This window comes from Acutalibacter sp., assembly GCF_056800975.1.
In genome coordinates this window covers 1-2,402 of the sequence record NZ_JBQISV010000164.1, presented here as the reverse complement: position 1 = coordinate 2,402, position 2,402 = coordinate 1, and the positions used below count along the sequence as shown (strand labels likewise).

Annotated in this window: 3 protein-coding genes; 2 read left to right on the top strand and 1 reads right to left on the bottom strand. The window is 57.6% G+C overall.

Annotation, left to right across the window (positions count from 1 at the left end):
* Positions 1-85 precede the first annotated feature (85 nt).
* Positions 86-652: a Uma2 family endonuclease gene (locus ACTO5E_RS10820; protein ID WP_482303562.1), complete on the bottom strand. Its 567-nt coding sequence runs from the start codon at positions 650-652 to the stop codon at positions 86-88.
* A 125-nt stretch (positions 653-777) separates the two neighbouring features.
* Here ACTO5E_RS10820 and ACTO5E_RS10815 point away from each other — a divergent pair, with 125 nt between their 5' ends.
* Together ACTO5E_RS10815 and ACTO5E_RS10810 are read left to right on the top strand one after the other, a co-directional pair.
* On the top strand, positions 778-915 hold the full coding sequence (locus ACTO5E_RS10815; protein WP_482303560.1) for a hypothetical protein: 138 nt from the start codon (positions 778-780) through the stop codon (positions 913-915).
* 52 nt (positions 916-967) lie between these two features.
* Positions 968-2,290 carry an alpha-glucosidase/alpha-galactosidase gene (locus tag ACTO5E_RS10810; RefSeq protein WP_482303558.1) on the top strand — a complete coding sequence of 441 codons (1,323 nt, stop codon included), beginning with the start codon at positions 968-970 and terminating at the stop codon, positions 2,288-2,290.
* The last annotated feature ends 112 nt before the right edge of the window (positions 2,291-2,402 follow it).

The window sequence follows — 2,402 nt, the reverse complement described above, 5'->3', positions numbered from 1 at the left end:
GACTGAGCCCTTTACCAGTGCTCATACAAAAGCAGAAGCGGGAGCGTACTTTTTGCGCTCCCGCTTTTTGTGTTTTCTCTCAGCTTTAGGCAAACACCTGGGTCAGGTCCATGTGGAAGTCCTCCAATACCTTCACAGGCACAGCGGCCCGGCTGTTATAGGCTGCGGGGGAATAATACCGCCCGTCCTCCAAAAGGTGCACCTGCACAATCTGGGCCTCCGGGTCCACAATCCAATACTCCCGCACCCCCGCCCTCTGGTACAGGTCGAACTTGGTGAGCCGGTCCCGGCGGCGGGTAGAAGGAGAAAGCACCTCAATAATCAGGTCGGGCGCGCCATTGCACCGCTGCTCGCTCAGCTTTTTTGGGTCGCAGACCACAAAGACGTCCGGCTGGATTACGGTTTCAATATCCTCCGGCTGGTCCTTCTCCTCCGCGAAAAGACAGATGTCAAAGGGCGCGTAGAGGACGCGGCAGCTTTTTCCTCTCAGATATTCGTGGAGTTGGGCAAACAGCTCGGCACATACCTGTTGATGGGTAAAGCTGGGCGAGGCCAAAGCCACCGGCTGGCCGTTGTAGAGCTCATAGCGGGTCTCGCCGTCCCAGTCTATCAGGTCGGCGTAGGTATAGGAACGCTCCTGGGGCAGTGTCATGGAAAAAATCCCTCCCTTTGCAGTGGGGCGAAAGCCTTTAGGATATAGTATGCCATAAAATTCCTGTGTCTGTGAGAACACATTTTATCAGAATATATTATACCACAGGAAGGATGGGATAGCAAATGAAATTTCAACAGGCTTTCGTGCCGGGCGAGGAGGGCTTTTCAGAGGCGGCGGGGACATGGGCAGTCGAGCAAAAAGAAAATAAAAATAATGTGATTATCCCCGCTTGCCATTTCCTTCCGGCTGTGGTATGCTAAGTAAAATTGCCGCGGCCCAAAAATCTGCCGCGGGAAAGAGAGGGACCATAATATGGCAAAAATAACCTTTATGGGCGCGGGCAGCACGGTTTTCGCCCGCAATGTCATTGGCGACAGCATGTGCAGCCCTGTGCTGCGGGACGCGGAGTTCGCCCTGTATGACATTGACGGCCAGCGCCTTTCAGAGAGCGCGGAGATTCTGGGGGCCATGAACGAGACCCTGGGAGGCCACGGGAAAATTACCACCCACCTGGGGGTGGAGAACCGCAAGGAGGCCCTGCGGGGGGCGGACTTTGTGGTAAACGCCATTCAGGTGGGGCTTTATGACCCCTGCACCATCATTGACTTTGAGGTGCCCAAAAAGTACGGCCTGCGCCAGACCATTGGCGACACCCTGGGCATTGGCGGCATTATGCGGGCCCTGCGCACCATCCCGGTGATGGCGGACTTTGCCCGGGACATGGAGGAGGTCTGCCCCAATGCCTGGTTCCTGAATTATACCAACCCCATGGCCATGCTCTCCGGCTATATGCAGCGCTACACCGGCGTGAAGACCGTGGGCCTGTGCCACAGCGTGCAGGTCTGCTCTGAGGGCCTGCTGAAGGCCCTGGGCATGGAGGACAAGCTGGAGGGCCGGCGGGAGCTGATCGCGGGCGTCAACCACATGGGCTGGCTGCTGAAGCTCCAGGACAAGGACGGCAACGACCTGTACCCGGAAATCCGCCGCCGGGCCAAGGAGAAGAACGCCGCCGAAAAGCACAACGACATGGTCCGGTTCGACTACATCGACAAATTCGGCTACTACTGCACCGAGTCCAGCGAGCATAACGCAGAGTACAATATGTTCTACATCAAGTCCAAATATCCTGAGCTCATCGACCGCTTCCAGATTCCCCTGGACGAGTACCCCCGCCGCTGCGTGAACCAGATCGCCGGCTGGGCCAAGGAGCGGGACCAGCTGAAGGAGAGCCGCCAGCTGAACCACGAGCGTTCCCGGGAGTATGCCTCTTATATTATGGAGTCCATTGTCACAGGCAAGCCCTACAAAATTGGGGGCAATGTGCTGAACAAGGGCGGGCTGATTGAGAACCTGCCGGAGGACGCCTGCGTGGAGGTGCCCTGCCTGGTGGACAACCTGGGCGTGAATCCCTGCCGGGTGGGCCGTCTGCCGGTGCAGTGCGCGGCCATGAACATGACCAACATCAATGTGCAGCTGCTGACCATTGAGGCGGCGGTCACCCGCAAGAAGGAGCATATTTATCAGGCGGCCATGCTGGACCCCCACACAGGGAGCGAGCTGGATATTGACACCATTGTGAAGATGGTGGACGACCTGATTGAGACCCACGGCGACTGGCTGCCCAAGTACCACTAAGCCAGCCAAAAGGATGGGAATGACCAGGCTCATGGGCGCCAGCGGCCCGCTATAGCCTGCGGTTGATTCAAGCAAAGCCCCTCCCCTGCAAGCTCATGGGCAAATCATGGCT

What these genes read in the sequence shown, in the direction of transcription:
- ACTO5E_RS10820 (WP_482303562.1), bottom strand. Translation starts at nt 652, where the DNA reads ATGACACTGCCCCAGGAGCGTTCCTATACCTACGCCGACCTGATAGAC.
- ACTO5E_RS10815 (WP_482303560.1), top strand. Translation starts at nt 778, where the DNA reads ATGAAATTTCAACAGGCTTTCGTGCCGGGCGAGGAGGGCTTTTCAGAG.
- ACTO5E_RS10810 (WP_482303558.1), top strand. Translation starts at nt 968, where the DNA reads ATGGCAAAAATAACCTTTATGGGCGCGGGCAGCACGGTTTTCGCCCGC.